This is a genomic window from Arthrobacter phoenicis (assembly GCF_047238215.1).
In the GTDB taxonomy this organism is placed as follows: Bacteria; Actinomycetota; Actinomycetes; order Actinomycetales; family Micrococcaceae; genus Arthrobacter.
The window spans coordinates 1-21,783 of the sequence record NZ_JBDFMK010000001.1 but is presented as its reverse complement, the minus strand read 5'-3'; the positions used below and the strand labels follow the sequence as shown (position 1 = coordinate 21,783).

Annotated in this window: 22 protein-coding genes; 5 read left to right on the top strand and 17 right to left on the bottom strand. The window is 71.1% G+C overall.

The genetic code is table 11. From position 1 onward, the window contains the following. Positions 1-20 precede the first annotated feature (20 nt). Entirely contained in the window at positions 21-1,043 is a 1,023-nt protein-coding gene (locus ABC337_RS00110; RefSeq protein WP_412882858.1) for an LLM class flavin-dependent oxidoreductase, read from the bottom strand. Positions 1,044-1,199: 156 nt separating this feature from the next. On the opposite strand from ABC337_RS00110, the gene hrpB reads away from it, so the two are divergent. After that, a complete protein-coding gene (hrpB, locus tag ABC337_RS00105) occupies positions 1,200-3,848 on the top strand; it encodes an ATP-dependent helicase HrpB (protein ID WP_412883256.1) in 2,649 nt (882 codons plus the stop codon). Between the two features lie 4 nt (positions 3,849-3,852). On the opposite strand, the gene ABC337_RS00100 is transcribed toward hrpB, so the two are convergent. The 6 genes from ABC337_RS00100 to ABC337_RS00075 all read right to left on the bottom strand — a co-directional run bounded on the left by ABC337_RS00100 (position 3,853) and on the right by ABC337_RS00075 (position 7,374). After that, a complete protein-coding gene (locus ABC337_RS00100) occupies positions 3,853-4,773 on the bottom strand; it encodes a cation diffusion facilitator family transporter (RefSeq protein WP_364137515.1) in 921 nt (306 codons plus the stop codon). Next, entirely contained in the window at positions 4,770-5,096 is a 327-nt protein-coding gene (locus ABC337_RS00095) for an ArsR/SmtB family transcription factor (protein WP_364137513.1), read from the bottom strand. Before ABC337_RS00095 ends, ABC337_RS00100 begins: the two co-directional genes overlap by 4 nt. Positions 5,097-5,165: 69 nt before the next feature. Next, positions 5,166-5,387 carry a hypothetical protein gene (locus ABC337_RS00090; RefSeq protein ID WP_290257971.1) on the bottom strand — a complete coding sequence of 74 codons (222 nt, stop codon included), beginning with the start codon at positions 5,385-5,387 and terminating at the stop codon, positions 5,166-5,168. Next, entirely contained in the window at positions 5,371-6,354 is a 984-nt protein-coding gene (locus ABC337_RS00085; protein ID WP_412882859.1) for an amidohydrolase family protein, read from the bottom strand. Before ABC337_RS00085 ends, ABC337_RS00090 begins: the two co-directional genes overlap by 17 nt. Continuing rightward, on the bottom strand, positions 6,351-7,034 hold the full coding sequence (locus ABC337_RS00080) for an alpha/beta hydrolase family protein (protein ID WP_412882860.1): 684 nt from the start codon (positions 7,032-7,034) through the stop codon (positions 6,351-6,353). Before ABC337_RS00080 ends, ABC337_RS00085 begins: the two co-directional genes overlap by 4 nt. After that, positions 7,021-7,374, bottom strand: a complete 354-nt coding sequence (locus ABC337_RS00075; RefSeq protein ID WP_412882861.1) for a hypothetical protein — start codon at positions 7,372-7,374, stop codon at positions 7,021-7,023. The genes ABC337_RS00080 and ABC337_RS00075 overlap by 14 nt, the downstream gene beginning before the upstream one ends. 125 nt (positions 7,375-7,499) lie before the next feature. Here ABC337_RS00075 and ligD point away from each other — a divergent pair, with 125 nt between their 5' ends. Beyond that, on the top strand, positions 7,500-8,522 hold the full coding sequence (ligD, locus tag ABC337_RS00070) for a non-homologous end-joining DNA ligase (RefSeq protein WP_412882862.1): 1,023 nt from the start codon (positions 7,500-7,502) through the stop codon (positions 8,520-8,522). Here ligD and ABC337_RS00065 read toward each other — a convergent pair. The 6 genes from ABC337_RS00065 to ABC337_RS00040 all read right to left on the bottom strand — a co-directional run bounded on the left by ABC337_RS00065 (position 8,519) and on the right by ABC337_RS00040 (position 12,755). Continuing rightward, entirely contained in the window at positions 8,519-9,241 is a 723-nt protein-coding gene (locus tag ABC337_RS00065) for a CDP-alcohol phosphatidyltransferase family protein (RefSeq protein ID WP_412882863.1), read from the bottom strand. The two genes, ligD and ABC337_RS00065, sit on opposite strands and share 4 nt — an antisense overlap. 136 nt (positions 9,242-9,377) lie before the next feature. After that, complete coding sequence (locus ABC337_RS00060; RefSeq protein WP_412882864.1) at positions 9,378-9,830, bottom strand: hypothetical protein; 453 nt, start codon at positions 9,828-9,830, stop codon at positions 9,378-9,380. Next, positions 9,827-10,279: a cupredoxin domain-containing protein gene (locus tag ABC337_RS00055; protein WP_412882865.1), complete on the bottom strand. Its 453-nt coding sequence runs from the start codon at positions 10,277-10,279 to the stop codon at positions 9,827-9,829. The genes ABC337_RS00060 and ABC337_RS00055 overlap by 4 nt, the downstream gene beginning before the upstream one ends. A gap of 133 nt (positions 10,280-10,412) precedes the next feature. Beyond that, on the bottom strand, positions 10,413-10,985 hold the full coding sequence (locus ABC337_RS00050) for a GNAT family N-acetyltransferase (protein ID WP_412882866.1): 573 nt from the start codon (positions 10,983-10,985) through the stop codon (positions 10,413-10,415). A gap of 30 nt (positions 10,986-11,015) precedes the next feature. After that, positions 11,016-12,314, bottom strand: coding sequence for a Y-family DNA polymerase (locus ABC337_RS00045; RefSeq protein ID WP_412882867.1), 1,299 nt, complete (start codon positions 12,312-12,314; stop codon positions 11,016-11,018). 9 nt (positions 12,315-12,323) lie between these two features. After that, positions 12,324-12,755 carry a LexA family protein gene (locus ABC337_RS00040; protein ID WP_364137493.1) on the bottom strand — a complete coding sequence of 144 codons (432 nt, stop codon included), beginning with the start codon at positions 12,753-12,755 and terminating at the stop codon, positions 12,324-12,326. 159 nt (positions 12,756-12,914) lie between these two features. Between ABC337_RS00040 and ABC337_RS00035 the strand changes: the two genes are divergently transcribed. Continuing rightward, complete coding sequence (locus ABC337_RS00035; RefSeq protein ID WP_412882868.1) at positions 12,915-14,135, top strand: Vgb family protein; 1,221 nt, start codon at positions 12,915-12,917, stop codon at positions 14,133-14,135. A gap of 2 nt (positions 14,136-14,137) precedes the next feature. Here ABC337_RS00035 and ABC337_RS00030 read toward each other — a convergent pair whose 3' ends face one another. Both ABC337_RS00030 and ABC337_RS00025 read right to left on the bottom strand, forming a co-directional pair. Next, complete coding sequence (locus ABC337_RS00030) at positions 14,138-14,656, bottom strand: GNAT family N-acetyltransferase (protein ID WP_412882869.1); 519 nt, start codon at positions 14,654-14,656, stop codon at positions 14,138-14,140. Between the two features lie 47 nt (positions 14,657-14,703). Next, a complete protein-coding gene (locus ABC337_RS00025; RefSeq protein WP_364137490.1) occupies positions 14,704-15,324 on the bottom strand; it encodes an L-threonylcarbamoyladenylate synthase in 621 nt (206 codons plus the stop codon). Between the two features lie 148 nt (positions 15,325-15,472). Here ABC337_RS00025 and ABC337_RS00020 point away from each other — a divergent pair, with 148 nt between their 5' ends. Further along, a complete protein-coding gene (locus tag ABC337_RS00020) occupies positions 15,473-15,790 on the top strand; it encodes a DUF6457 domain-containing protein (RefSeq protein ID WP_412882870.1) in 318 nt (105 codons plus the stop codon). An 83-nt stretch (positions 15,791-15,873) separates the two neighbouring features. Here ABC337_RS00020 and ABC337_RS00015 read toward each other — a convergent pair whose 3' ends face one another. Both ABC337_RS00015 and ABC337_RS00010 read right to left on the bottom strand, forming a co-directional pair. After that, positions 15,874-18,231: an FdhF/YdeP family oxidoreductase gene (locus tag ABC337_RS00015; protein ID WP_412882871.1), complete on the bottom strand. Its 2,358-nt coding sequence runs from the start codon at positions 18,229-18,231 to the stop codon at positions 15,874-15,876. A gap of 130 nt (positions 18,232-18,361) precedes the next feature. Then, positions 18,362-20,125, bottom strand: a complete 1,764-nt coding sequence (locus ABC337_RS00010) for a long-chain-fatty-acid--CoA ligase (RefSeq protein WP_412882872.1) — start codon at positions 20,123-20,125, stop codon at positions 18,362-18,364. Positions 20,126-20,399: 274 nt separating this feature from the next. Here ABC337_RS00010 and ABC337_RS00005 point away from each other — a divergent pair, with 274 nt between their 5' ends. Next, positions 20,400-21,782, top strand: coding sequence for an MBL fold metallo-hydrolase (locus tag ABC337_RS00005; RefSeq protein WP_412882873.1), 1,383 nt, complete (start codon positions 20,400-20,402; stop codon positions 21,780-21,782). Position 21,783 lies beyond the last annotated feature (1 nt).

The following is a 21,783-nucleotide window of genomic DNA, read 5'->3' as shown; positions in this document are numbered from 1 at the left end:
GCTCTCTGTGGGGGACCGGCTCAGCGCCAGCCCAGTTGCGGGGCGACGTGCTTGAGTACGGACTCGATAACGTGGGCGTTGTAGTCGACGCCCAGCTGGTTGGGGACGGTCAGCAGCAGGGTGTCGGACGCCGCGATCGCCTCGTCCTCGGCCAGTTTGGCGGCGAGTTCGTCCGGGGCTCCGGCGTAGGAGCGGCCGAAGATGGCCCGGGTCTTCTCGTCGATGTTGCCGATCTGGTCCGAGCTGCGCCGGTCGCGGCCGAAGTAGTGCCAGTCCCGCTCGTCCGTCAGGGCGAAGATGCTGCGGCTGACCGACACGCGGGGCTCGCGCTCGTGGCCGGCTTCCTTCCAGGCCTGCCGGTAGAGCTCGATCTGTTCGGCCTGCTGGATGTGGAAGGGCTTGCCGCTCTCGTCGTCCTTGAGCGTGGAACTCTGCAGGTTCATGCCGAGTTTCGCGGCCCAGACCGCGGTGGCGTTGGAGCCGGAACCCCACCAGATGCGCTCACGGAGCCCCGCCGAGTACGGCTCAATCCGCAGCAGTCCCGGCGGGTTCGGGAACATCGGCCGCGGGCTCGGCGCGGCGAAGCCCTCGCCCTTCAGTACCTCGAGCAGCCGTTCGGTGTGGCGGCGGCCCATGTCGGCGTCGGATTCGCCGTCCGCCGGGGTGTAGCCGAAGTGCCGCCAGCCGTCGATGACCTGCTCGGGTGACCCGCGGCTGATGCCGAGCTGCAGCCGTCCGCCGCTAATCAGGTCCGCCGCCCCGGCGTCTTCGGCCATGTAGAGCGGGTTCTCGTAGCGCATGTCGATGACGCCGGTGCCGATCTCGATGCGGCTGGTCCTGGCCCCGACCGCCGCCAGCAGCGGGAAGGGAGAGGCGTACTGCTGGGCGAAGTGGTGGACCCGGAAGTACGCTCCGTCCGCGCCCAGCTCCTCGGCCGCGACGGCGAGGTCGATCGCCTGCAGGAGCGCGTCCGAGGCGCTGCGGGTGCCGGACTCCGGGTGGTCGGTCCAGTGGCCAAAGGACAGGAAGCCAATGTCTTTCACACCAGCCCCAACGCGCCGCCGGGGGTTCCTATTCCGTCCGCCGGGCCGTTCTGGGGGTGGGGAACGTCGGCGTGCGGCCCGGTGCACCGTGGCGGGGAGAATGGAAGCGTGACTGCCCCCGCCCGGAATCCCCGCCCCCATCGCCGTCCCTTTGACATGGGAGCCATCGGCACGGGCCTGGTGTTCGCCGGGTCCCTCGGAGAGCTGACCGGTGCTCTGGCGGCCGGTGGCCCCGGTGCTGCCGCGGTGGTAGAGGCGCCGCCGGGGACCGGAAAGACCACGCTGGTGCCCCCGTTGCTGGCGAACCTGGCACTGGCCGGCGCTGCGGCCGCCGACATGAACGGGGCGCCCGCCCGGATCGTGGTCACCCAGCCCCGCCGGGTCGCCGCCCGCGCCTCCGCCCGCCGCCTCGCCGCCCTGGACGGCAGCCCGCTGGGGGAGCGGGTGGGCTACGTCGTGCGCGGCGAGCGGCGGACTGGGCCGGGAACCCTCGTGGAATTCGTCACCCCCGGGATCCTGCTGCGTCGCCTGCTCGCCGACCCGGGACTGGAGGGGACCGCCGCCGTCGTGCTGGATGAGGTGCACGAACGCGGGCTGGAGACGGATTTGCTGCTGGGCATGCTGGCCGAGGTGCGCCAGCTCCGCGGCGACCTGGCCCTCGTCGCGATGTCCGCCACCCTGGATGCGCGCCGCTTCGCCGAACTGCTGGGCGACACCGACGGCGGCCCGACAGGCACGCCGGCGCCCGTCGTCGGCTGCCCCAGCGCGCTCCATCCGCTGGAGGTGCAGTGGGCGCCCGCGCCGGGACCGCGGCTGGATGCCCTCGGCCTGACCCGCTCCTTCCTGGACCACGTCGCGGACACGGCGGCCGCCGCGCACGCCGCCGCCGTCGCCGCCGGGGACGATCTCGACGCGCTCGTCTTCATGCCGGGCGCCCGGGAAGTCACGCACGTGGCGTCACGGCTGCGGGGACGGACGACGGCGGAGGTGCTGGAGCTGCACGGCCAGGCCGACCCCGCGACCCAGGACCGGGCGGTGTCCGGGCGCGTCCCCGGCGGGCAGCCGCGGATCATCGTCAGCACCGCGCTCGCCGAATCATCCCTCACCGTCCCGGGCGTCCGCCTGGTGATCGACTCGGGCCTGGCCCGCGAACCGCGCCGCGACGCCGCCCGCGGCATGACCGGCCTGGTCACCGTGTCCTGTTCCCGGGCGTCCGCGGGCCAGCGGGCCGGCCGTGCAGCGCGCCTGGGCCCGGGCCGGGTGGTGCGCTGCTACGACGAGCGCAGTTTCGGTGCCGCCCCCGCGCATGTCACCCCGGAAATCACCGTCGTGGATCTCACCGGGGCCGCCCTGGTGCTCGCCTGCTGGGGTTCCCCCGAGGGCCGCGGCATGGCGTTGCCGGATGCCTCGCCGGCCGCGGCGATGGCCGACGCCGTCGCGGTCCTGCGGGAACTGGGCGCCGTCGGACCCGACGGCCACGCCACCGGCCTCGGCCGCACCCTGGCACGCATCCCCGCCGACCCGCGGCTGGGCCGCGCGCTCCTGGAGGGCGGTACCGCGGTGGGCCCCCGAGCGGCCGCCGAGACCGTCGCCGCCGTGTCCGGCGGCCAGCGCGCCCCCGGGGCGGACCTGCCCGGGCTGCTGGCGGCACTGCGCTCGGGCAGGGATCCCGGCGCGCGCAGTTGGGCCGACGAGGTGCGGCGGCTGGAGTCGATCGCCCGTACCGCGGGCGCGGGTGGCCGAATTGCGCCCGAACCGGCGCCCTCCGCCGCCGCGGAGAGCGGGAAGAAACCGGCCGGCCCGGGGGCGCCCGGTGAGGAGGCCGGCCACGTCGTCGCCCTCGCCTTCCCCGACCGGGTGGCGCGCCGGGTGCCCGGCCCCGGCGACCGTTACCTGCTCGCCTCCGGCACCCGCGCCGCCCTTCCCGGCAGCAGCCGCCTCTCCGGGCAGGACTGGCTCGCCGTCGCGGAGGTCAGCCGCGCCGACGGTCACGAGGCCGCGGGCACCGGCGCCGTCATCCGCGCCGCGGCGCCGCTTGTCCCGGCAGATGCCGAAACCGCCGCCGCGCACCTGCTCACCGACACGGTGGTCGCGGCCTTCGACGGCGGCCGGGTGACCGCCCGCCAGGAACGCCGGCTGGGTGCGATCGTGCTGTCCTCCACCCCGGTGCGTCCGACGCCGGAAACGGGCCGCGCGGCCGTGGGCCGCGCCCTCGCCGGGGCGGGGCTGGGCGCCATCGGCTGGTCACCGGCCGCCGACGCGCTCCGCCGCCGGTTGGCCCTGCTCCACCGGGAGCTCGGCGCGCCGTGGCCGGACGTTTCGGAGGAGGCCCTGTTGGCCCGGCTGGAGGACTGGCTGGCGCCCGAACTCGAGGCGCTGGCCGCGGGCGGCCGCACTGCCGGTGTCGACCTCCTGGCCCCGCTGCGGCGACTGCTGCCCTGGCCCGAAGCGTCCCGCTTGGCCGAGCTGGCGCCCGAATCCCTGAAGGTTCCCAGCGGCTCGATGGTCCGCATCGACTACCCCGCGGCGGACGACGACGGCGGCCGGCCCGTCGTCGCGGTCAAACTGCAGGAGTGCTTCGGCTGGGACCGGACGCCCCGGCTGGTGGAGGGCCGGGTGCCGGTGCTTTTCCATCTGCTGTCCCCGGCGCGGCGGCCGCTGGCGGTCACGGACGACCTTGCCTCGTTCTGGTCCGGGCCGTACGCCCAGGTCCGCGCGGAGATGCGCGGACGCTACCCGAAGCACCCGTGGCCGGAGGACCCGTGGACGGCCCCGGCCACCGCGAAGGTCAAGAACCGGATGTAGGCGCCTAGTGGGGCAGGTGCTCCTGGTCCCGGTGGGCCGCCGGTTCGAGCTGGAAGGTGGAGTGCTCCACGGAGATGTCGAAGTGTTCGGCAACGCAGCGCTGCAGGTCGGCCAGGATGGTCGCGGCGTGGCCGTCGGTGAGGCACTCGTCCTCGAGGGTGACGTGCCCGGTAATGACCGGGGTGCCGGACCCCACCAGCGAGGCGTGCAGGTCGTGGACGTCGATCACGTGCGGCAGCGCCAGGATGTGGGTCCGCACCTGGCCCAGGTCGAGGCCCTTAGGGGTGCTCTCGAGCAGGACGTGCACGGTCTCCATCAGCAGTTTGAGGGTCCGCGGGATGATCAGCGCACCGATCAGCAGGGACACCAGCGCGTCGGCCCGGGTCCAGCCGGTCCAGGCGATCACCAGGGCAGCGACGATCACCGCCACGGAGCCCAGAGCGTCATTGAGCACCTCGAGGAACGCGGCGCGCATGTTGAAGTTGTGCTTCCGGCCGGCGGCCAGGACCAGCAGGCCCACGGCGTTGCCGGCCAGGCCGATCACGCCGAACCAGAGCATCAGCGAGGATCCCACCTCGGGGGGCTCGAACAGGCGCCGGATGCCTTCGACGATCACGAACGCGCCCACGATCAGCAGAAGCCCCGCCTGCAGGGCCGCGGCCAGGATCTCGGCGCGCTTGAAACCCCAGGTCCGCTTCATGGTGGCGGGCCTGAGCGCCAGGGACGCCGCGATCAGCGCGATCAGCAGGCCGGCCGCGTCCGTGAACATGTGTCCGGCGTCGGCCAGCAGGGCCAGGCTGCCCGAGAGCACCGTGCCGGTGATCTCCGCAACCATGACCAGGACCGTGATGCCGAAGACCAGCAGCAGCCGGGTGCGGTTGCCGTCGGCGTCGACGGCGTGCGAGTGGTCGTGGTGCCCGCTCACGGCGCGCAGTCCTCGTCCGGGCAGGTGCAGATGGGCTCCACGGTGAGGATGACCTCCAGCAGGTCCCCGAGGGCGTGGGCGAGCTTGGCGTCCGAGAGTTCGTAGCGGACCTTGCGCCCGGCCGGTTCGGCGACGACGAGGCCGCAGTCCCGCAGGCAGGCCAGGTGGTTGGAGAGCATCTGCCGGCTCACGCCGAGGGACTCGGCCAGCTCGCCCGGGAACGCCGGCCCGTCCTTGAGCCTCAGCAGGATCGAGGACCGGGTGGGGTCCGCGAGCGCCTTGCCGAACCGGGCCAGGACGCCCGTACTGGTCAGTGTCTGCATGCGAAAATACTACAGCGATTTCTGTACTGTCGCAGCGGTCGGTGCCCGTGCAGCGTCCGGTGTCGGGGGCTAGCCGGCCTCGGCGCCGTCCCAGGCGACGTGCACCCAGCGCTGTCCCTCGTCGTCCCAGGATTCCGAGTGGCCCAGCAACGCCAGGTCCTGAAAACTGACCTCGATGCCGTCGCGCTGCAGGGTGTCACGGAGTTCGTTGGTGGCCTCGCGGACGGCGGACGTCACCGCCTCCGGGTTGTCGGACTCGATGGGGCGGGACGCTTCATAGGGTTTCGTCATGGGACCCATCATTCAGGCTCGGCGCGGATAAGGGAACAGCTGAAGGACCAGCGCCGTCCCCGATCAGCCGGGCGCCGTTGTCCCAGCACACGGCCCGCAGCCAGGCGTCGTCGAGCCGCGGCTCCCGGTCCCGCAGCCGTTCCAGCGCCTCCAGCTGGTGGGCGTAGGGATAGGGGATGTTGGGGAAGTCGCTGCCCAGCACCACCCGGTCACCGAGGTCCGCCAGCCGGGGGAGCAGGCCCGCCGGGAACGGGGTCACGGACTCGAAGAAGTCGGTGAAGGCCATGGTGGTGTCCAGGTGGACGCGGGGATAGCGGTCGGCCAGGTCCAGGAACTCGGCGTACTCCGGGGCGCCGAGGTGGGCGACGACGGCGGTCAGGTCCGGGTGGCGGCGCAGCACCCCCTCGAGTTTGTCGGGGCCGGTGAACCCTTGCCGGGGAACGGGGCCGGAGCCGACGTGGATGACGACGGGGATGCCGGCGTCGGCCAGGAGTCCCCAGGCCGGGTCCAGGATGGGCTCGCGCAGGTCGAAGCCGCCCACCTGGGCATGGATCTTGAAGACCCTGGCACCGCGGGAGCGGGCCCGCTCCACCTGCCCGAGCACGCCCTCCTCCGGGTAGAAGGTCGCGCTGGGGACGCAGTCCGGCTCGGCGGCGGCGAGGTCCAGGGCGAAGTCGGTGAGGTCAACCGCCATGTCCGGCCGGTGCGCGTAGGTCAGGGCGGTGAAGCGCCGGACGCCGAGGGCGCGGAGGGTGGCGAGCCGCTGGTCCTGCGCGGTGCGGTAGGTGATCGGCCAGGGCCGGCCGACCAGGGGGCCGGCCTCGTCGAAGTGGGCCCAGACCCGGCGGAGCATCCGTTCCGGGAGGAAATGCGTGTGGATGTCGATCAGGCCGGGCAGGCCCAGCCGCTGCCACCAGGCGGGGACGTCGGCGTCGGTCAGCGCGGCACGACCGTGCCCGCCGCTCACTTCCCGGCTCCTTCCGGGGCATGGGACCGGAGGAAACGGGCCACCGGTTCCGCCAGCCCCGCACCGATCTGGTCCGCGGGGCGCTTCCTGCCGGCCACGGCGAACGAGTGGTCCCCGCCCTCAACCCACTGCACCTCGGCGGAGGGCCCGATCCGGGCGGCAACCGTGTCCAGCAGGTTCCCGGTGGCGAAGGTGTCCCGGGTGCCCTGCAGGAACAGCATCGGCACGCTCACGCCGTAGAGGTGTTCGTCCCGGAGCTTCTCCGGCTTGCCCGGCGGGTGGAGCGGGTAGCCGAGGTAGACCAGGCCCGCCGCCGGCATCCCCTCGGCCACCGCCATGGACGCCATCCGGCCGCCAAAGGATTTCCCGGCCGCCCAGACCGGCTCGCCGGTGGAGCGGTCGCGTGCGGCAGCCATCGCGGCCCGCCACGTCGCGATGGCGACCGGCGGGCGGTCCGGGAACTTCCGGCCGGCCTCCCGGTAGGGGAAGTTGAAACGCAGGGTGGCGACGCCGTCGTCGTTCAGGGCGGCGGTGAAGCCGGCCAGGAAGGGATGGCCCATCCCGGCGCCGGCCCCGTGTGCCACCACCAGCGTGGCCACCGGGTGCTCGGGCCGGGCGTAGAGGGCGGACACCGCGGTGCCGTCCACGTCGATGCTCAGCGTTTCCTCAACCACGGGCACCTGCCGCGCGCGTTCCGGGGACGAGTGCCCTCAGCGCCCAGCCCGCGGCGCACACCAGGGGCACCGCGGCGGCCATCAGGACCACCGGGTTGGGCCGGAATACGCTCCGGCCGTTCGGGCCGCCCGCATACACTCCCAGCGGCAGGACAAACCCGCCCCCTCCGCCGCCGGCCCCGCCGGGTTCCTCCCCGGATGCCGGTGCGCTGCCGCCGCCGAACCCGAAGGACACCAGCGCCACGGGCACCACCCGCTCTCCGGCGAGTTCGATCGACTCGCCGTACGCCCGGGAGACCCCCACCGTCTTGAATGCGTCCGCCAGGGACGCCAATGCCTCAGCCATGCAAGCCACCCTAGCCAGCGGCGGCAGCCGGAGCCAGACGCCGGGCCGCGGCTACCATGGCGATCGGACCGGCGACGAGTTCCGGGCGGGTGTCGCCGGGACCGGGCGCGGGGTAGCCTGCCCTCATGGCAAGGGAAGAGACGATGGTGACGGTTCCGGGTCCGCACGGCGAGCGGGAGGTCCGGATTTCCAGCCCGTCCCGGCTGGTCTGGCCCGCCGCGGGGGTGACCAAGCTGGACCTGGCGCGGTTCATGATCGACGTCGGCGAGGCATTCCTGGCCGCGAACGGGGACCGGCCTATCACCCTGCAACGCTTCTCCGGCGACGTCGACGGCGAACAGTTCTTCTCCAAGAATCCGCCCAAGGGGGCGCCGGACTTCGTCAGGTCGGTGCCGGTGGTCTATCCGAGCGGACGGTCCCACCCGCAGCTGGTGATCGACGAAGCAGCGGCCGCGGTCTGGGCGGTGCAGATGAACACCGTGGTCTTCCACCCCTGGGCGTCGCGGGCCGGGAACCCGGACAACCCGGACCAGCTCCGCATCGACCTGGACCCGCAGCCCGGCACCTCCTTCAGGGATGCCGTCCCCGCCGCGCGGGAGCTGCGGAAGGTCCTCGCCGACATCGGCCTGGAGGCCTTCATCAAAACTTCCGGCAACCGCGGGTTGCACGTGTTCGCGCCGATCGAGCCGGACCACGAGTTCCTGGACGTCCGGCATGCCGTGATCGCCGCGGCCCGTGAACTGGAGCGCCGGATGCCCGAGCAGGTGACCACCGCCTGGTGGAAAGAGGAACGCGGTGAACGGGTCTTCATCGACTTCAATCAGGCCAACCGGGACCGCACCATGGCCGGGGCCTACAGCCCGCGGGCGCTGCCCGGGGCCACTGTGTCCTGCCCCCTGACGTGGGAGGAACTCGACGATGCCGATCCGGCTGCCCTCACCGTCGCGACGGTGCCGGATCGGCTGCGGTCCACCGGCGACCCCTGGGCCGGGATGCACGCCAACCCCGGCTCGATCGAGGGCCTGCTCGGCTGGTGGGAACGGGACGCCGCGGCCGGCCTCGGCGAGCTGCCGTTCCCGCCGGACTTCCCCAAGATGCCGGGCGAACCTCCGCGGGTACAGCCCAGCCGCGCCAAAGCCAAGGACTAACCGGCGCCCGGCCGTCCCCGCTCCAGGACCACGACGTCGCGGCCGAAGGACAGCACCAGCAGGGCGAGTGCGGCCGCAACCGCCGCCGGCGCCGCAGCCCCCGGGACGCCGGGGACCATGGCGAACAGCAGGGCCGCCGGCTGCAGCGCGCCGATCACCTTCCGAGCGGCCGACGGCGGCAAAGGTGCGCGCAGCGACGGCCGGAACCGGCCCGCGGCCTGGAACACGTAATAGAGAAGTCCGGATCCGAGCACCCAGAGGCCAAGGGTGCCCGCCACGGCGCAGGCCAGCACCAACGTCAGCGCCGCGTCGGTGGAGGTGTCCAGGCGGGCGCCGTCGGCCGAGGCAGTCCCGGTTCGGCGCGCCACCGGCCCGTCCACGGCGTCTAGGGCGAAGGCCGCCGTCCCGACGGCGAGCAGCGGCAACCCCGACGGGCCGCCGGTCAGCAGCCCCGACATGGTGAGCGCGGCGGCACAGGCCACCAGCACCGCCCGGGCAAGCGTGACCCGGTCCGCGGGGGTGCAGGATGGGACGGCCCGGCCCAGGAGGTTTGCGCCAGCTCCGGCCAGCACCGCGGCGCCGGCGCCCACCGCGAGGAAGGCGCCCCCGCCGTCGGGAAGTGACGGGCCGGCAATCACGACGACGGCGCCAAGGTACGCCACGGCGGCCACGGAAAGGTCGGCCACCGCCGGGTGCGGGGCGGTCCGGAGTTCAGTCATGATGCGGCCATGCTATCGCCGCGACCGGGTGCGGACCGCTGCTGTGATGCCTTGAAGTCCGGACTCCCTGAGCTCCCGACACTGTGAGATCCCTGCGCCCTGAGGCCCCTGCGCCCCGAAATTGCTGAGCCCCGCGTCAGGCTCGGGCCGCCGTCGTCGTCCGTCCCCGACCGGCCCGGACGAACCCCGCGGCCGCCGCAACGGCGCCTAGGGCTTCCGCGGCGGCGCTGATCGACTTCTCCCAGAACCACACCGGGTCGTACATCGCGGGGAAGGGACCGAACGCGGGGATATCGACGTACCGGTAGAGCACCACGGCGGCGAAGGCGCTCAGGGAAACGAGGAACGCGAAGGCAAAGGCCGCCCGGGAACCCCGCCAGAGGACGGCGACGGCGGCGAGCGCGGCGGCTGCCGCCTCCAGGACAAAGAGCGTGCCCTGTCCGAGTCCCTGCGGCGAGCCGGCCTGGTAGCCGGGCGCGAGGTGAAGATGGACCCCGGCATCGACGGCTAGGCAGCCGGCCGTTAGCAGGCGCAGGGCAAAGCCCCGGCTCCGGTGGCCGGCAACGCCCCGGTGTGCGGTGGCGCTCATTTGACCACCAGCGTTCCGTGCATGTTGGGGTGGTAGGTGCAGTGATAGGTGTAGGTGCCCGGCGTCGCCGGCGCGGTGAAGGTGGCCGTGCCGCCGCTGCCCTTGACAGTGACATCAAAGGCGCCGCCCTGATCGGCGGTGACCGTGTGCGCGGCGCTGTCCGCGTTGGTGACCGTGACGGTACTGCCGGCCGGCACCTCAAGGGCCGGGCCGTAGGCGAAGTTCTTGATGGTGATGGCGGCCCCGGCGGACCACGCCGTCGACGCGCCGGCAGAGGCCGTGGTGGTCGAAGCGCCCGTGCTTGTTGAGGCGCCCGTCGTGTCCATCGGCATGGCGGCGCTCGCGGACGTGCCGGACGGGGGAGCCGTACCCCCTCCCGAGCCGCAACCGGCCACACCCAGCACCAGGGCCGCGAGCGCAGCGAGGACGCTACATTTTCCGGTGACCATGACCCACCTCCGGCGAAACAGTTGACCTAGCAACCTGCCTTAATTCTGCTCCTCATCGGTGCGGAAGGCGCCGGGCCTTTTGGCGGGTATTGCGGTGCGGGCGGCCGGGGCCGCCGGCGAGGGGCCCGCCGTCCTAGCCAGACCCCGGGCGGGCAGCGTCCCACTCCTCGCGAAGGATCGAGAAGACCTCCTTGTCGTAGCGGGAACCGTCGAACACCCAGCTGCTGCGGAGCACGCCCTCCGAACGCATGCCGAGCCGCCGGGCGATGGCGACGCTGCGGAGGTTATCGGTCCGGCACCGCCACTCCACCCGGCACATGCCGCGTTCCTCGAAGGCCCATTCCATCAGCAGCGCGACCGAGCGGGTGACGAGTCCGCGGCCCACCGCGCCGGGTTCCAGCCAGCAGCCGACCTCACAGATGCCCGAGCCCGCGTCGAAGGCCACGAACATGACGCCGCCAATGATGCTGTCCCCGTCCCAGAGGCCGTAGATGCGGGCGCCGTCGCCGGCGGTGGCCGTGGCGTAGCGCTGCAGGGTGGCGCGGGCGCCCTCGACGGTGTCGGTGACGAAGGCCGGTCCCACCCAAGGGCGGATGTGGTCCCGGGCCCGGTCCATGTGTTCGGCGAAGGCCGGGGCGTGCCACGGCTCCAGGGGTTTCAGGACGACGCCGTCCCGGACGGCCGTTTCAAACAGTGAAGAAGGCATGCCGGGAGCTTAGCGGATGGGCCGGTGCGGTCAGGCGGCCTTGACCAGGGGGAGTTCGTCCCAGTGGGTGGTGTAGCGGGGGGAGAGCATGTCCCGCTTCATGCTCCAGTCCGGTCCGCCCCGGATACCGCCGAAGCCCAACCCGATGGAACCGCGGCCGTAGCGGCGCGTGATGTCCTCCACCAGGCTCCCAATGTGGCGTTCCTCGTGCGGATTCTCGAACAGGGATAGCGGTGCCTGGTTCCCGGTGGGCCTTAGGTCGGTGACCATGATGCCGGCCTTCGCGTACTTCACGCCGTCCACGATGCGGGGCAGCAGGGCATGTGCCGCCCGCGTCAGGATCACCGGATCCGCCGTCGGCATCGGCAGGACCACGCTGACCGTGGGGAACGAGACGTCCCGGGCGTTGAAGTGCGAGGTGCCAGCGAACGCGGTGAGGAGCTTCGCCTGCAGTCCGTGCCGGGCGAGGCGGGCGGAGGCCTGCTGCCCGTAGACGCTCAGGACCTGCCGGAACCCGGCGGCCGAGGTCAGCGGGGTGGAGAAGGAGCGGGAGAAGATCAGCTGATCGCGTCCGATGCGTTCCTCTTCCATCGGGATGCACGGGATGCCCTGCAGTTCCAGGACGGTGCGCATCATGACCACGGAGAACCGGTCGCGGATCATCACCGGGTCCGCGCGGGCCAGATCCAGGATCGAGTGGATGCCCAGGGCGTTGAGCCGCTTGGTCAGCCGGGTGGCGACGCCCCAGATTTCGATCACCGACAGGCTTCGCATCAGGCGCTCGCGGGCGGCGGCGGGCACGGACTCCCAGTGGCAGACGCCGTCGAAGGCAGGATTGTTCTTGGCCCACTTGTTGGCCAGCTTCGCCAGCGTCTTGGTGGGGGCGATGCCGACGCAGACGGGCACGCCGACGTTGCGCCGCACCGCCGCCTTCATCTGTCCGCCCAGCTCCAGCAGGTCCGCGGGCGTGCCCTTGACCCCCAGGAACGCCTCGTCGATGCTGTACACCTCCAGCCAGGCGGAGAAGCGGCCCAGCAGCTCCATCACGCGGGCGCTGATGTCGCCGTAGAGTTCGTAATTGCTGGACAGCGCCACCAGTCCCCACTCCCTGGCCCGTGGGGCGAGCTTGAACCACGGCTCGCCGAGGGCAATCCCCAGCTGCTTCGCCTCGGGTGACCGTGTGACGGCGCAGCCATCGTTGTTGGACAGCACGACGACGGGACGGCCCTCCAGGGCGGGGTTGAATGCCCGCTCGGCGGACGCGTAGAAGCAGTTGACGTCCACGTGGGCGATCTGGGGCAGCTGCCGCATCGGAGCGGGCCTGGCCATGACGGCCGCCTAGACCACGTGGAGGCAGCGCGTGGCGACGCCCCAGACCACGAGTTCGGACAGGGACGGAACCCTGATGTCCGGGTAGGCCGGGTTCTCGGCCTGCAGCACCACGCCGTTGCGGGTGATCCTCAGCCGCTTGATGGTCAGCTCGCCGTCCAGGACCGCGACGACGACGGATCCGTCCACGGGTGTCAGCGCCCGGTTGACGATCAGTTCGTCCCCGTCACTGATCCCGGCGCCCTCCATGGAGTCCCCGGAGACCCGGACCACGTAGGTGCTGGTGATGTCCTTGATCAGGTGCTCGTTCAGGTCGATGCGGCCGTCGAAGTAGTCCTGCGCGGGCGAGGGATAGCCGGCCGCCACCGGGACCGGCGAGATCAGCACCGAGAGGAGGGAAGTGCCCGCGTCTATCACGCGGGGTCCGATAATTGCGCCCACAACACACCTTAGTTCGAATATATGTTCGAATCTAAGTGTAAGCCCGGGGGCGGACATTGGCCCGGGGGAAACCCTTCGGTAGTAGGCTTCGGGGGTTGGCCGCGCCGGGCGGCCCACTGTTTGGGGGTAGTGGTGGCACGAGGACGTTGGCTGGCGGTTGTGGCTGTGGGAGCTGCCCTGTGCGGCGGGGCAGGGCAGGCCGTTGCGGCGCAGGATGCCGCGGCGCCGGCTGCCTTGGCGCCGGCGGAGGTGGTATCGACGGGCGGGACGCCGGTCGACGTCATCGTTGGCCCGGACGGAACCGCGTACATCGGCGGCTACAACGGCGGCTACAACGGCTTCGGCGGGGTCCTGGTGATTCCGCCGGGCGAGCCGGGCCCTACGCGCCGGATCACGACCGGCCCCAACGTGGCCGGACTGGCCCTGGCGCCGGACGGAACGCTCTACGTGGCCCAGCAGCAGGGTGGCTCCGTCGGCGGGGCCGAGATCGGCGTCGTGCCTCCCGGTGCCGCGGCCGTCGCCCGGACCATCCCGGTGTGGAGGGGCAACCACTTCATCGCCGTCGGACCCGACGGAAAAGTGTACGTGCCGAACCCGGATAACAAGACGGTGCTTGTCCTGGCCCCCGGCGGCACGGCGGTGGACCATGTCATCGGCGTCGGGGTGGGGCCCGTGGAAGTCGCTGTCGGCGCGGACGGCACCGCCTACGTGGTCAACCAGATCGAGGGCACGGTCTCGATCGTTCCCGCCGGCCAGGCCGCGGCATCCCACACGATTCCCACCGGGGCAGTGGCCGGTACGACGGAGAATCCCCACGGCATCGCCGTCGCCCCGGACGGCACGGTCTACGTCACGAACATCAGCACGAACAAGGTGGCGGTCATCGGGACGGGGGCGGACCGGGTGGGCTACACCATCTATGTCCCGGGCGGCCCCAGCGAGGCGGCCCTCGGACCCGACGGGACGCTTTACGTCTCGAGTGTGCTCGCAGAAGGAATATCCGTGATCAAGCCCGGTTCGCGGACCGTCGACTCGACCATCCCGACCGAGGGACGCCCCGGGCACCTCGCGGTGGCCCCGGACGGCAGCATCATCGCGGCGACGCCGGGCACCGGCGTGGGCAACGGGTCGGTCTCCCGCTACGCGCCGCCGGCGCCGGTACCGGCCTCCGCTCCTGCGGGCCCGGCCGGTGCCGGGGTAGGGAACGGCACAGGAGTCGGGAACGACGCCGGGCCCTCACCGTGGAGTTCGCCCGGCGCCGTAGCGGGTGCAGGCGGCGCGGCGGTGATCGTCGTCGCCGCCCTGGTGCTGTTGCTGGGCCGACGCCGTTCTCTCAGAGCCGACGGACGCGTCGGCGACGTCACCGCCGAACAGGCGTAGCGCTAGGCCGTCTCGATCCAGTAGCGGCGCTTGCCGTTCCGGGTGTCCTCGTAGGCGCCGCCGTTCCTTTCGATCGTGGCGCGGGAGCCAGCGTTCTCCTCGTCGCAGGTCAAGAGTGCCCGCTCGATTCCCAGGCCGCGGGCGATCGGCAGCGCCTCCGCCAGGGCGCCCGCGGCATGACCGCGCCGCCGCGCCGACGGACGAACGCTGTAGCCGATGTGCCCCACCTCGTTGAGGAGGAACTCGTTCAGGTGGTGGCGGACCGCGAGTGAACCGACGAAGTCGCCGCCCTCCACAATCCAGAGATACGTGCAGGGCACATAGCCGGGCTTCCGCGGAGTCTCCGGTCGCGCGTCCCGGCGCAGAGCCTCAACAAAAGCGGCGAACGCGGCGGAACCCGCCAGGTCCGCGTCCGGCCGATGCTCTATCCCGCCGCCATCCTGGTGCGCGCCGTCGAACTCCGCAAAGGCCTCCAGCCAGGAGGCGTGATAGATGGTGTCGGGTGCGGTAAGCCTGGCCATGCCCCGATCCTAGCCGGGCCGGGGTCGAACGCTGTGAACCCGTGCGGCTACTCGAACCGGGACGGGTCGCCCATGCCGCGTCGGACCACCTCGGCGGCACCGCCGGAGAAGTCGATCACGGTGGTCGGTTCCGCGCCGCACTCGCCGGAGTCGATGACGGCATCGACCACGTGGTCCAGCCGCTCCTTGATCTCCCAGCCCTGCGTCAGCGGCTCCTCCTCGTCCGGCAGCAGTAGGGTGCTGGAGAGCAGCGGTTCGCCCAGTTCCGCCAGGATCGCCTGGACCACGGTGTGGTCCGGGATGCGCACCCCCACGGTCTTCTTCTTCGGGTGCAGCAGCCGCTTGGGGACCTCCTTGGTGGCCGGCAGGATGAAGGTGTAGCTGCCGGGGGTCACCGCCTTGATGCTCCGGAAGACGTCGTTGTCGATCTGGACGAACTGTCCCAGCTGCGCGAAGTCCTTGCAGACCAGGGTGAAGTGGTGCTTGTCGTTCAGGTGCCGGATGGCCCGGATGCGGTCCAGCGCCTCCCGGTTGCCCAGCTGCGCGCCGAGGGCGTAGCAGGAGTCCGTCGGGTAGGCGATCAGGCCCCCGGACTTGAGCAGCTCCACCACCTGGGTGATGGAGCGCGGCTGCGGGTTGTCGGGGTGGACATCGAAGAATCTCGCCATGGCATGAGCTTACGCCCGGGCACGCGGGGCACATCCATTCCGGCGCGGGGGCTGTGTCGCGTTTCATTTGCGCCCTGATCGGTGCTACCCCTTGAGGGACACCGCACGACGGACGCACCGATGCAGCACCGACGAAGAGGAGTAATACATGACTTTGCCCCGGGATGAAGACAGCTCACTGCGGCACTGGAGCGCGCGCCTGATCCAGGCCCTCCAAATCCTCGACCTGGAGGTGGACCACGAGAAGCTGGTGCAACTCGCCGACGAATCGGTCAAGGCCGTGGGTCCGCACGCCGACGCCGTCAGCGCCTTCGTCGTCGGCTTCGCCGCCGGGACGGCGTCCACCCACGGGCGCAAGAGCGTCGACGAGGCTGTCACGGCGGCCGCGGATAAGGTGATCGAGCTGTGCGAGCACGGCGAAGAGGGCGGCCCGGACGAAAAGGGCTGGACCAAGCGGGCCCAGTAGCCCGCACCCAACGCACCCACACACAACAGCCGGCAGGCCGCATCCCCGAAGGGACGCGGCCTGCCGGCTTTTCCGGAGGGGTGCTAGGCGGACACCGTCGCACCGGGAGCGGCGTGCAGGCGGCCCGGGCCGTCAGCTTCCTGGTCCGCGCTGGCCTCGAGCCGCACGATCACAGCCTTCGAGATGGGCGTGTTGCTCCCCTCAGCGGTGTGGTTCAGCGGCACCAGGACATTGGCCTCCGGGTAGTACGCGGCGGCACAGCCGCGCGACGTCGGGTACGAGACCACGCGGAACTTGCGCAGCACCCGCTCCTCGCCGTCGTCGTGCACGCCGTGGATGTCCACGTACAGACCGTCCGCGAGCCCCAGTTCGGCGATGTCGTCCGGGTTGACGAACACCACGTGGCGGCCCTTCTTGATGCCGCGGTACCGGTCGTTGTGCCCGTAGATGGTGGTGTTGAACTGGTCGTGGGAGCGCATGGTCTGCAGGATCAGCGTGCCCTCGGGGCGTTCGACGTGTTCGAGGTAGTTCACCGTCAGCACAGCCTTGCCCGTGGGCGTGGCGAAGGTGCGCGAATCGCGGGGACCGTTCTCGAGGATGAAGCCGCCTTCCTGGCGGATCCGCTCGTTGTAGTCCTGGCAGCCGCCCACCACGCGGGAGATGTGGTCCCGGATCAGGTCGTAGTTCTTCTCGAAGCCGTCCCAGTCCGCCGCGATCCTATCGCCCACCAGCGCCTTGCCCAGGCGGCTGAGGATCGCGGGTTCGGAGAGCAGGTGGTGGGAGACCGGTTCCACGCTGCCCCACGAGGGGTGCACGGCACAGACGGTGTCTTCCACGGAGACGAACTGTTCGCCGGATTCCTGGATGTCGATCTCGGTCCGGCCCATCGTGGGCAGGATCAGCGCCTCGGCGCCGGTCACCACGTGGGAGCGGTTGAGTTTGGTGGAGACCTGCACGGTCATCTCCGTGCCGGCCATGGCGGCCTCCGCGGCGTTGGTGTCCGAGACGGCGGCGACGAAGTTGCCGCCCATCGCCATGAAGAACTTGATCTCGCCTTCGCGCATCTTGTTGATGGTTTCGACGGCGTCCACGCCGTGTTCGCGCGGCGGCTCGAAGTCGAACTCCTTGCCCAGGGCCTCCATGAAGGACTGCGGCATCTGCTCCCAGATGCCCATGGTCCGGTCACCCTGGACGTTGCTGTGGCCGCGGATCGGCGAGGCGCCGGCCCCGGGCTTGCCCATGTTGCCGCGCAGCAGCAGGAGGTTGATGATCTCCTTGATGGTGGCCACGCCCTTCTTCTGCTGCGTGACGCCCATGGCCCAGGTGATGATGACCTTGTCCGCCTTCAGGTACCGGGCGGCCAGCTCGTCGATCTCCTCGGAGCGCAGCCCGGTGGCCTCCAGGACCTCCCGCTCGTCCAGCTGCGCGAGGTGTTCCTTCAGTTCGTCCAGGCCCTCGCAGTGCTCGGCCAGGAACGCGTGGTCCAGAACCGTCCCAGGGTTGCGGTCCTCGGCGTCGAGGACGCGCTTGGAGACGGCCTGCAGCAGGGCCATGTCCCCGCCGATCCGGATGTGCATGAACTGGTCCGCGATGGAGGTTCCGTGGCCGATCACGCCGCGGACCTTCTGCGGGTTCTTGTAGCGGTGCAGCCCGGCCTCGGGGAGCGGGTTCACGGCCACGATCTCGCCGCCGTTGTGCTTGCAGTTCTCCAGCTCGGTCAGCATGCGCGGGTGGTTGGTGCCCGGGTTCTGGCCCATGATGATGATCAGGTCGGCGTCGGCGTAGTCGTCGAAGTTCACGGTCGCCTTGCCGATGCCGATGGTCTGGCCCATCGCCCAGCCGGAGGACTCGTGGCACATGTTGGAGCAGTCCGGGAGGTTGTTCGTGCCGTAGCCGCGCACCAGCAGCTGGTAGAGGAAGGCCGCCTCGTTGGAGGTGCGGCCGCTGGTGTAGAAGGACGCCTCGTCCGGGGACGCCAGGCCGTGGAGCTTGTCCGTGACGATCCGGATTGCCTCATCCCAGGACACGGGCGTGTAGTGGTCCTCGCCGGCGGCTTTGAACACCGGTTCGGTGAGGCGGCCCTGCATGCCGAGCCAGTAATCGGACCGGTCGCGCAGTTCGCTGACCGAGTGTTCGGCCCAGAACGACGACGGAATCACCAGCGGCGTCGCCTCCCAGGTGACGGCCTTGGCGCCGTTCTCGCAGAACTCGAACGCCTTGCGGTGGTGCGGGTCCGGCCAGGCGCAGCTGGGGCAGTCGAAGCCGTCCTTCTGGTTCATCTTCAGGACCGTTTTGCGGGTCCGGTTGGGACCCATCCGCTTGATCGCCGGCTCCATGGAGTGGTAGACGCCGGGAACTCCGGCCGCCCAGTGCTTGGGCCGGTCGCCGACCTCCAGGTCCTTTTCGTTCGGTTCCTGTACCTCAGGTGTCTTGCGAGCCACGACAACTTCCCTTCTGCAGACGCCGCCGTAAGCCCGGCGGCGGGCACAACTCCTCTACGCACCCTACCCGCCCACGTGAGACTCGACTCTCAGCCGGACCGGAGCGCCGCAGGTAATCGAAGGGGGCGGGCTATTCGGCCGCGCGTTCGGCGAGGGCTGCCTGGATCTCCCGGCGCAGGACCTTACCGATCAGCGAGCGCGGCAGTCGCTCCATGACCACCACCCGCCGCGGCACCTTGTACGCTGCCAGGTGTTCCCGCGCGAAGTCCCGCAGGGCGCCGGGGTCCACCGTGCCGCCGGCGTCGGGCACGACGGCGGCCACCACGTCCTCGCCGCCGCCGGGCCGGGGCACGCCCACCACGGAGACCTCCGCGACGCCGGGGAACCTGGCCAGGACGTCCTCGACCTCGGTGGGTGAGACGTTGAAGCCGCCGGTGATAATCAGTTCCTTGATCCGGTCCCGGATGGTCACGAAGTGGTCCTTGTCGACGGAGACGATGTCACCGGTCCGGAACCAGCCGCCCTCCAGCAGGGCCTCCTCGGTGTCCTGCGGGCGGTTCCAGTACCCGGCGAAGACCTGCGGCCCGCGGATCAGCAGTTCGCCCCGTTCGCCGGGCGCCCGGTTGACGGCGACGTTCCGGGGATCGACGACGCGGATGTCGGTGAGCGGAAAGGGGACGCCCACGGTGCCGGGCTTGCGGCTCGGGCCGAAGGGGTTGCCTATGGAGATCGGCGAGGTCTCGGTCAGGCCGTAGCCTTCGATCAGGTTCCCGCCGGTTGCCTTTTCCCAGGTCTCCACCGTGGCCACCGGGAGGTTCATGGCCCCGGAGATGGAGTACCTGATGCCCCGCAGGCTCACGCCCCGGCGGGCGGCCTCCGCGGCGAGCCGGTCGTAGATCGGCGGGACGGCGGGCAGGAACGTCGCCGGCGAGCGCCGGTGCGCCTTCAGGACCAGGCCGGCGTCGAACTTCGGGAAGAGGACCAGCCGCGCCCCGATGCTCAGCGAAAAGGTCATGCAGAGCGTGAGCCCGTAGGCATGGAACATCGGCAGGACGGCGTAGACGGTTTCCTTGCCGTCCTGGAGGCCGGGTACCCACGCGCGGCCTTGCGCGGCGTTGGCCTGCAGGTTCGCGTGCGTGAGCATGGCACCCTTCGGCGCGCCGGTGGTGCCGCTGGTGTATTGCAGGACCGCCAGGTCCCCGGGCGCGGGCCGCTGGTGGCGCCGCTTGAGCCGCCCGGCGTCCAGCAGCCGGTGCCATGGCAGTACCTGCCGTTGAACGACGGCGGCCCGGGTTCCGCGCGCCGGCTTCCCGGCGGCCAGGGCGGCGCGTGCCTTCCGTGCGGAGGGCAGCGGAAGCCGCAGCGCCAGCCGTTTGCCCAGCGGCATGGCCGGGATCAGCTCGACCGACACCACGGTGCGGAGGCCAATGTCCGCCGGCAGCCGCAGCACCCGGTCCACGGCCTTGTCCCAGACGATTGCGACGGTGGCGCCGTGGTCCTCGAACTGGTGGCGCAGCTCGCGGTCCGTGTACAGGGGGTTGTGTTCGACGACGACGGCCCCCAGGCGCAACACCGCGTAGAAGGCAATGACGTGCTGCGGGCAGTTGGGCAGGACCAGGGCCACCCGGTCCCCGGCGGCCACTCCCAGCTTCTGCAACCCGGCGGCCACGCGGTTGATCTGCGCGCCGAGCTCCCGGTAGCTGGTCCGCGCCCCGAAGAACTCCAGCGCCGTCCGGCTGCCGTAGCGCCGGACGGACGCCTCCACCATGTCCACCAGCGACCCGGTGGGCAGCACCAGGTCGGCCGGAACGCCGTCGCTGTAGTGGGCGGTCCAGGGCCGGTCCGCCCACGGGAGGCCCGGCACCTGTGGTTCCGGAAGAGATTTCTGCTTCATGCCTGGTCCTTGCCGTGGGGAGGGGGTCCGGCCGCTGACGGGTCCGGGGGCAGTGGTTTGCGGCGGCTGCGGGACAAGTCGGCCACCCCAAAAAAGCCTACTGCCCGGTATCGGGTCCCGGGGACGGCGGTGCCCGATTGGCGATGCCAGTCGGTGGTCCCATTGGGCTGTCTGCACGGGGGCCAGGGCTCCGCTGCGCCGTGACTTTCGGCCCTACGGAGCGTGGGCGATTGCGCGGAAGGTGGGGGTGACGGACTCGGGAACGGAACGCACCATGACACACGACCGGCCTTCCCTGCGGTTCTTCGGTGCGACAGACACCGTGACCGGTTCCCGGTACCTGCTCGAATCCGGCGGCCGCCGCGTCCTGGTGGACTGTGGATTGTTCCAGGGCTACAAGCGCAGTCGGGAACGCAACCGGGCCCCGTTTCCCGTACCGCCGCACTCCATCGACGCCGTCGTCCTCACCCACGCCCACTTGGACCACACGGGCTATGTCCCGGCCCTGGTCCGGGACGGCTTCAAGGGTCCCGTCTACGCCACCGACGGCACCGCGGAACTGTGCAAGCTGATCCTGCCGGACAGCGGGTACCTCCAGGAGGAGGAGGCCAAGAACGCCACCCACCGCGGCTCGGCCAGCCACTCGCCGGCCCTCCCGCTCTACACGGCGGCAGACGCGGTCCGCTCGCTGAACAGCTTCAAGGTCCGGGAGTTCGATGACCCGCTGGACCTCGGCGGCGGCATGGAACTGACGTTCGTGCCGGCCGGCCACATCCTCGGCGCCGCCCAGGTGCACGTCCGCTTCGGCTCGCAGTCGGTCCATTTCACCGGGGACCTTGGCCGGAGCGATGATCCGTTCATGTATCCGCCCCGGCCGCTGGGAGAGGTGGACGTCCTGGTCACCGAATCCACCTACGGGAACCGGAAGCACGCGGAGGCGGACCCGGAACTACAGCTGGGGGAGATCGTTCGGCGGGTGGCCAAACGCGGGGGCGTGGTCCTGTTCGCCGCGTTCGCCGTCGGTCGCGCCGAGACCCTGATGCTGTACCTCTCCAGGCTGCGGCGGAAGAACGCCATCCCGGACATCCCCATCTATCTCAACAGCCCCATGGCCATCGACGCCTCGGACATGTACCAGCGCCACCCGGAGGAACACCGGCTCCGGCCCGAGGAGTACCGGGGCATGTACACCGTGGCAACGTTCACCCGCAGCGTCGACGACTCGAAGCTGCTGAACCTGCGCGGCGGACCGATGATCATCATCTCCGCCAGCGGTATGCTCACCGGTGGTCGGGTGCTGCACCACCTCGCGGCGTACGGGACGGACCCGAAGAACGCCGTCGTCCTCAGCGGCTACCAGGCCGGCGGGACGCGGGGAGCGGCGCTCGCCGCCGGCGAGCGCAACGTGCGGGTCTACGGCGAGGACCTGACCATCCGGGCCGAGGTCATCCAGATGGAGAACCTCTCCGCCCACGCGGACACCGACGGGCTGATCGCCTGGATGAAGGCCGCACCGAGTGCCCCGCGCATCGCCTACGTCACGCACGGAGAGCCGGACGCCGCGGACGCCCTGCGGCTGCGGATCAAACGGGAGCTGGGCTGGCGCGCCCGGGTTCCGGAGTACCTGGAACGGGTCGACCTGGGGAACCCGCGGTGAG